Raw genomic sequence first — 7,775 nt, forward strand, 5'->3', positions numbered from 1 at the left:
GCCCCCACGCCGTCGGGCTACTGGCACTGGGTCCTCGTCGACCTCCCGGCCGACGTCACGTCGCTCGACACCGGCGCTGCCTCGGGCCCGCTGCCGGGCGGCGCGTTCCACGTGCGCAACGACGCCGGCCAGGCCACCTTCATGGGTGCGGCACCGCCCCAGGGCGACCAGCCGCACCGCTACTTCTTCGTCGTGCACGCCGTGTCCGAGCCGACGCTCGGCGTCGACGACTCGGCGACGCCCGCAGTCGTCTCGTTCAACCTCGCGTTCAAGACGCTGGGCCGCGCGATCCTGCACGGCACCTACCAGTACTGACCTACCAGTACTGACCTACCAGTACTGACCGACGCGCCACGCCGGTCGTCGCGGTGGCCGGTCGCGCCTCGTCCCGGGTCTCGTCTCAGTCCGGGGTCGCGCCTCAGGCCGGGGCGTCGGGGCGGGACGAGCGCCGCGTCGCCACCGCGTCACTGGTCAACCGCGCGATGCACGACCGGTTCGTCACGAACGGGACGAGCTCGACGTCGGCATCGGCCTCACCCACGGCGGCGAGCGTGCCCCGCACCAGCCCGCGGTGGATGCCGCAGACGACCTCGGAGTGGTTGCGGGCCATGGCCATGAACGGGCAGTCGTGCAGGGTCAGCTCGACCGTCCGGCCGTGGTCGCTCGTGCGCAGGTCCGGCTCGTACCCCCATTCGTCGAGCAGGTCGACCGCGAGGCCGACCTTGCCGAGCCAGGCACCGGGGGTCGTCGCCACCGGCAGCGGCCGGTCGTCGGTGGCGGTGCGTTCGGCGACCCACCGCGCACCGGCCTCCTCGGGGCCGATCGGCACGCCGTCCTGGGACTGCGCCCATGCCGAGGTCAGCAGCTCGGTGAAGGACGCGAGGGCCTCGTGCCCCGTCAGGCCCGGCGCGGGCGGCTCGGCGAGCGCGTAGAGCTTGCGCGGCCGGCCGACGCCGGCACGGCGCAGGACGGACACGAGCACCCCCGCGTCGAGGAGCCGTTCGAGGTGGAACCGCGCGGTGGTGACGTGGATGCCGAGAGCGTCGCCGACCTCGGCGGCGGTGAGCACGGACACCGTCTCGCGCGGGTCGGCCGGGGGTCGGGACAGCAGCTCGAGGACGGCGCGCCGGGTCTCGACCCGGCCGGGGTCGCCCACCGGGGAAGGTGCAGCGACGGGTGCAGGGACGGGTGCAGCGACGGGTGCAGCGACGGGTGCAGGGACGGGGATCGACATCGGACTCCTTCTTCGGCCGATTTGGAGGATATCGAGGAGTCGTGGCCGCGTCCGACGAATGTCCGAGAACGCGTTGCACACGCCCGGATTTCCCCCCGCCACTGCATGGACGCCGCTACGGTGAGGCCCAAGGGCCTCCCTCCCGGCCGGCGACGGCGCCTGGGTTTTGCAGGAGGCCGTCGCTCCGTTTTGGAGGATTCATGCAGCTCGCATCCCACCCGGCTCCCCGACGCGAGGACGCCCCGGCGCACCGGCCGGTGCTCCGACACCGACGAGAGGCGCGGCCGTGAACGCGGCTCGACCCACGCCGGAGCTCGACGGCCCGGTGTCCGCGGCCCTGCTGAGGACGGGCCGGTTCTTCACGAGGTGGGACGAGTCCGCTGACGGGCGGGCCGTGTTCCGCGAGGGGGGTCGCGCCGGCGACGTCTTCTACCGCGACCGGTGGAGCCACGACAAGGTCGTGCGCTCGACGCACGGGGTCAACTGCACCGGCTCCTGCTCGTGGAAGGTCTACGTCAAGGACGGGATCATCACGTGGGAGACGCAGCAGACCGACTATCCGTCCGTCGGACCCGACCGGCCCGAGTACGAGCCGCGCGGCTGTCCTCGCGGCGCAGCCTTCTCCTGGTACACCTACTCGCCGACCCGGGTCCGGTACCCGTACGTGCGCGGAGTCCTGCTCGAGATGTACCGCGAGGCCAAAGCGCGGCTCGGTGACCCGGTCGCCGCCTGGCACGAGGTCACGACCGACCCGGACAAGCGGCGCCGGTACCAGACCGCCCGCGGCAAGGGCGGGCTCGTACGCGCCTCGTGGGGCGAGGCCGTCGAGATCGCGGCCGCCGCCCACGTGCACACCATCAAGGAGTACGGACCCGACCGCGTCGCCGGCTTCTCGCCCATCCCCGCGATGTCGATGGTGTCGCACTGCGTGGGCACCCGGTTCATCCAGCTGCTCGGCGGCGTCATGACGAGCTTCTACGACTGGTACGCCGACCTGCCCGTCGCCAGCCCGCAGGTCTTCGGCGACCAGACCGACGTGCCGGAGTCGGGCGACTGGTGGGACTCGACCTACCTCATGATGTGGGGCTCGAACGTCCCGGTCACCCGGACGCCCGACGCGCACTGGATGGCCGAGGTGCGCTACCGCGGGACGAAGGTCGTCAGCGTCAGCCCCGACTACGCGGACAACACGAAGTTCGCCGACGAGTGGATGCCGGCCCAGGCCGGGACCGATGCCGCGCTCGCGATGGCCATGGGCCACGTGCTGCTCAAGGAGTTCTTCGTCGACCGCGAGGTGCCGTTCTTCCGCGACTACGTGCGCACGTACACCGACCTGCCGTTCCTCGTCCGGCTCGAGCCCGCGGGCAGCGACCAGCCGGCCGGCGCCATGGTGCCCGGTACGTTCCTCGTCGCGTCCGACCTCGGGGGTGCCGACGCGCCGGCGCCCGAGAGTGCCTGGAAGACGGTCCTGCTCGACGAGGCCACCGGCCGGCCCGTCGTACCGAACGGCTCGATGGGGTTCCGGTACGCCGACTCCGGCAAGGGCCGCTGGAACCTCGACCTCGACGGCGTCTCCCCGGCCCTGTCGATGGCCGGTGCCGACGCCACGGCCGTCGAGGTGCTGCTGCCGGCCTTCGTCGAGCCCGACGGCACCGGCTCGGTGCTGCGACGCGGCGTGCCGGCCCGGCGCGTCGGCGACCACCTCGTAACGACCGTCTACGACCTCATGCTGGCCCAGTACGGGGTCGGCCGTGAGGGCCTGCCCGGTGAGTGGGCCGGCGGCTACGACGACGTCTCGACGCCGTACACGCCGGCGTGGCAGGCCGAGGTCACGGCGGTTCCCGCCGAGCAGTGCATCCGCATCGCACGCGAGTTCGCCACGAATGCCGAGCAGTCCCGGGGCCGGTCGATGATCATCATGGGCGCCGGCATCTGCCAGTGGTTCCACGGCGACGCCACCTACCGCGCCATCCTGTCGCTCCTGCTGCTCACCGGCTGCATGGGCCGCAACGGCGGCGGCTGGGCGCACTACGTCGGCCAGGAGAAGTGCCGGCCCATCACCGGCTGGGTCTCCCTGGCCAACGCGCTCGACTGGTCACGCCCGCCGCGCACCATGATCGGCACGGCGTACTGGTACATGCACACCGACCAGTGGCGCAACGACGGCTACTCGGCCGACTCGCTCGCCTCGCCGCTCGCTCGAGGGCACCTCGCCGGCAAGCACACCGCCGACACCATCGCCGAGTCAGCGCGCCTGGGATGGATGCCGTTCTACCCGCAGTTCGGCACCAACCCGCTTCGGGTGGCGGAGGACGCCGAGGCCGCGGTGGCTGCCGGAACCGCCGAGAGCCCGGCGGCCTACGTGGCGACGGCGCTGCACGAGGGCACGCTGAGGGCCTCGATCGAGGACGTCGACGCGCCGGAGAACTGGCCCCGCACCCTCGTCCTCTGGCGCTCCAACCTCATGGGCAGCTCGGCCAAGGGCAACGAGTACTTCCTCAAGCACCTGCTCGGTACCCACTCGAACGTCATGCGCGGCGAGAACCCCGGCACGCCGCGGCCGGCCGACGTGGCATGGCACGACGAGGCACCGCAGGGCAAGCTCGACCTGCTCCTGTCGGCCGACTTCCGGATGACGTCGACGACGCTCCTGTCCGACGTCGTCCTGCCGGCCGCGACGTGGTACGAGAAGCACGACCTCAGCTCGACCGACATGCACCCGTTCGTCCACGCCTTCACGCCGGCCATCGACCCGCCCTGGGAGGCCAAGAGCGACTTCGACCTGTTCCACCTTCTGGCACAGCGGTTCTCGGACCTGGCCAAGACCCACCTCGGCACGGTCAAGGACCTCGTCAGCGTCCCCCTGCAGCACGACACCCCGGGCGAGACGGCCCAGCCCGGCGGCCGCGTCGTCGACTGGCGCACGACCGGGGCGCCGGGCACACCGGGTCGCACGATGCCGGTCTTCCAGGTGGTCGAGCGCGACTACACCGCCATCGCCGACAAGCTCGCGACGGTCGGCCCGCTCGCCGACTCCCTCGGCTTCACCGTCAAGAACGTGACGTACCGCGTCGAGGAGGAGGTCGTCCGTCTCGCGCGGACGAACGGCGTCATGCTCGGTGGGGCCGGCGACGGCCGCCCCGCCATCGACACCGACGCCAAGCTCGCCGAGGCCATCCTGAGCTTCTCCGGGACGACCAACGGCCACCTGGCCGTGCAGGGTTTCAGGACCCTCGAGGAGCGTGTCGGCAAGAAGCTCGTCGACCTCGCCGAGGGCTCGGAGGAGAAGCGGATCACCTTCGCCGACACGCAGGTCCAGCCGGTGCCGGTGATCACCTCACCGGAGTGGTCCGGCTCCGAGACCGGTGGCCGGCGGTACGCGCCGTTCACCGTCAACATCGAGCGGCTCAAGCCGTTCCACACCCTGACCGGCCGGATGCACTTCTACCTCGACCACGAGTGGATGCAGGAGGTCGGGGAGGCACTGCCCACCTACCGGCCACCGCTCGACATGCACCGACTCTTCGGCGAGCCCCAGCTCGGACCCGATGGCGCCAAGCAGGTCACGGTGCGCTACCTCACCCCGCACAGCAAGTGGTCGATCCACTCGGAGTACCAGGACAACCTGCTCATGCTCTCGCTCTCGCGAGGCGGGCCGACCGTGTGGATGAGCCCCCAGGACGCGCAGTCCATCGACGTGGGCGACAACGACTGGGTCGAGTGCACCAACGCCAACGGCGTGCTCGTCGCGCGGGCCATCGTCAGCCACCGCATGCCGGAGGGCGTCGTCTACGTCCACCACGCGCAGGAGCGCACCATCGACGTCCCGAAGTCCGAGGCGACCGGCCGGCGCGGAGGCATCCACAACTCGGTGACCCGGCTCCTCGTCAAGCCGACCCACCTCATCGGTGGGTACGCGCAGCTGTCATACGCCTTCAACTACCTGGGCCCGACGGGCAACCAGCGCGACATGGTCTCGACGGTGCGCAAGCGCTCGCAGGAGGTGACGTACTGATGCGTGTCATGGCCCAGATGGGCATGGTCATGAACCTCGACAAGTGCATCGGCTGCCACACGTGCTCGGTCACGTGCAAGCAGGCGTGGACCAACCGCGCCGGCACCGAGTACGTCTGGTTCAACAACGTGGAGACCCGTCCGGGACAGGGCTATCCGCGCCGTTACGAGGACCAGGAGACGTGGAGGGGCGGCTGGACGCTGACCCACCGCGGCAGCCTCAAGCTCAAGGCCGGAGGACGCGTGCAGAAGCTGCTCGGCATCTTCGCCAGCCCCGTGCAGCCCAAGCTCGCCGACTACTACGAGCCGTGGACCTACGACTACCAGACGCTCGTCGAGGCACCCCTCGGCGACGACTTCCCGGTGGCGCGCCCGAAGTCGCTCATCACCGGCGAGAACACGAAGATCACGTGGTCGGCGAACTGGGACGACAACCTCGGCGGCACGAGCCAGCTCGGCCACCTCGACCCCGTCGTGGAGAAGGTCCGGCGGCAGTCCGAGGACACCGTCCGGTTCGAGCTCGAGAAGACCTTCATGTTCTACCTGCCGCGCATCTGCGAGCACTGCCTCAACCCGTCGTGCATGGCCTCCTGCCCGTCCGGCGCGATCTACAAGCGCGCGGAGGACGGCATCGTCCTCGTCGACCAGGACCGCTGCCGCGGCTGGCGCCAGTGCATCACCGGCTGCCCGTACAAGAAGATCTACTTCAACCACAAGAGCGGCAAGGCCGAGAAGTGCACCTTCTGCTATCCGCGCATCGAGGTCGGACTGCCGACCGTGTGCTCGGAGACGTGCGTGGGGCGGCTGCGCTACCTCGGTCTGTTCCTGTACGACGCCGACCGCGTCACCGAGGCCGCGTCGACGCCCGACGAGGGTGATCTCTACCAGGCCCAGCTCGACCTGCTCCTCGACCCGGCGGACCCCGAGGTCATCGCCGCGGCCCGGCGCGAGGGCATCCCGGACGACTGGATGGAGGCGGCCCGGCGCAGCCCGGTGTACGCGCTCGCCAAGACGTACCGCGTCGCGCTGCCGCTGCACCCGGAGTACCGCACCATGCCGATGGTCTGGTACGTGCCGCCGCTGTCGCCGGTCGTCGACGTGCTGGCCTCGCAGGGCCACGACGCCGAGTCGCGCGACGTCCTCTTCGGGGCGATCGAGGCCCTGCGGATCCCCGTCGAGTACCTCGCCGAGCTCTTCACGGCCGGGCGCACCGACGTCGTCACCGGCGTCCTGCGAAAGCTCGCCGCGATGCGCGCCTACATGCGCGACGTGTCCCTGGGCCGCGACGGCGACCCGTCGATCCCGGAGTCGGTCGGCATGAGCGAGGAGTCGCTGTACGAGATGTACCGGCTCATGGCGATCGCCAAGTACGCCGACCGCTACGTCATCCCCACCGCGCACGTCGAGCGGGCGCACGAGCTCGAGGAGATGGCCTGCTCCCTCGACTACGACGGCGGCCCGGGCATGTACGACTCCGGCCCGTTCGGCGAGGCGAGTGGCCGGCCCGCGCCGGTGGCCGTCGAGACGTTCGCCGCGCTGAGGCAGCGCCAGACGACCGACTCCCCCACCTCCTCCGAGGAGCTCCGCGGGCGGGTCAACCTGCTCAACTGGGACGGCAACGGCACCCCACCGGGTCTCTTCCCCAACAACCCGCCGGAGGCTCGGCCCAACCCGCCGGAGGCCCGGCCGTGATCGGCCGCCGCTCCGTGACCAGCCGTCAGGCGCGTGCGTCCCGCCGGGGCCGGGGCGACCGGGTCGTGCACCTCGTCGCCGCACGATGCCTCGACTACCCGAGTGAGGACCTTCTCGCCGCTCTGCCGATGCTCGCCGACGCCCTTGCGGAGCAACGGGACTCGCGTGCCGCGGGCCACCTCGAACCGCTCCTGGCACACCTCGGGGCGACGCCCCTCGACGCGCTCCAGCGGGCCTACGTCGACACCTTCGACCTCAGCCGCAAGCATGCCCTCTACCTGTCCTACTGGACCGACGGCGACACGCGTCGACGTGGGGAGGTGCTCGGACGCTTCAAGGCCGCCTACCGCGCGAGCGGCTTCGTCGTCGACACCCACGGCGAGCTGCCCGACTTCCTGCCGATGGTCCTCGAGTTCGCGGCCGTCGCCGACCCGGAGGCGGGGCGCGCGATCCTCGAGGAGTATCGGCCCAGCCTCGAGCTGCTGCGGATCGCGCTGCAGGAGAAGGGGTCCCACTACGCCGCGGCGGCCGTCGCCGTCTGCGCGACGCTGCCCGGCGACTCACCACGCGACCGGGCCGCCGTCATGGCGATGGCCGGCCTCGGTGGGCCGCCCCCCGTCGAGACCGTGGGCCTCGACCCCTACGACCCGCGCCTGCTGCCCCTGCGCGACGTCTCGTCCACCGCCCAGCCCGAGCCAACCGGAGCCCGACGATGAGCACCTTCCTCTGGGGCGTCCTGCCCTACCTCTGCATCGCCAGCCTCGTCGGCGGCACGGTCTGGCGCTACCGCTACGACAAGTTCGGCTGGACGACCCGTTCGTCCCAGCTCTACGAG

6 protein-coding genes are annotated in these 7,775 nt (G+C 71.2%); 5 read left to right on the forward strand and 1 reads right to left on the reverse strand.

What is annotated here, in order from left to right:
• Positions 1-315 (forward strand): YbhB/YbcL family Raf kinase inhibitor-like protein (locus ACPYOM_RS19780; protein ID WP_481347258.1); only part of this gene is annotated, 315 nt, incomplete at its 5' end.
• A gap of 103 nt (positions 316-418) precedes the next feature.
• Here the strand turns inward: ACPYOM_RS19780 and ACPYOM_RS19785 are convergent.
• Positions 419-1,234 (reverse strand): helix-turn-helix transcriptional regulator, encoded by an 816-nt coding sequence (locus ACPYOM_RS19785; protein WP_481347259.1) that lies wholly within the window; start codon positions 1,232-1,234, stop codon positions 419-421.
• A gap of 286 nt (positions 1,235-1,520) precedes the next feature.
• On the opposite strand from ACPYOM_RS19785, the gene ACPYOM_RS19790 reads away from it, so the two are divergent.
• The 4 genes from ACPYOM_RS19790 to ACPYOM_RS19805 all read left to right on the forward strand — a co-directional run.
• Positions 1,521-5,249 carry a nitrate reductase subunit alpha gene (locus tag ACPYOM_RS19790; RefSeq protein ID WP_481347260.1) on the forward strand — a complete coding sequence of 1,243 codons (3,729 nt, stop codon included), beginning with the start codon at positions 1,521-1,523 and terminating at the stop codon, positions 5,247-5,249.
• Positions 5,249-6,940 carry a nitrate reductase subunit beta gene (gene narH, locus ACPYOM_RS19795; RefSeq protein WP_481347261.1) on the forward strand — a complete coding sequence of 564 codons (1,692 nt, stop codon included), beginning with the start codon at positions 5,249-5,251 and terminating at the stop codon, positions 6,938-6,940. Before ACPYOM_RS19790 ends, narH begins: the two co-directional genes overlap by 1 nt.
• Positions 6,937-7,656 (forward strand): nitrate reductase molybdenum cofactor assembly chaperone, encoded by a 720-nt coding sequence (narJ, locus tag ACPYOM_RS19800; RefSeq protein ID WP_481347262.1) that lies wholly within the window; start codon positions 6,937-6,939, stop codon positions 7,654-7,656. The genes narH and narJ overlap by 4 nt, the downstream gene beginning before the upstream one ends.
• The coding region (locus ACPYOM_RS19805; protein WP_481347263.1) for a respiratory nitrate reductase subunit gamma at positions 7,653-7,775 on the forward strand (123 nt) is incomplete at its 3' end. The genes narJ and ACPYOM_RS19805, both read left to right, overlap by 4 nt.

The organism is Monashia sp. HAY1-2A (assembly GCF_056755315.1).

What these genes read in the sequence shown, in the direction of transcription:
- ACPYOM_RS19785 (WP_481347259.1), bottom strand. Translation starts at nt 1,234, where the DNA reads ATGTCGATCCCCGTCCCTGCACCCGTCGCTGCACCCGTCGCTGCACCC.
- narH (WP_481347261.1), top strand. Translation starts at nt 5,249, where the DNA reads ATGCGTGTCATGGCCCAGATGGGCATGGTCATGAACCTCGACAAGTGC.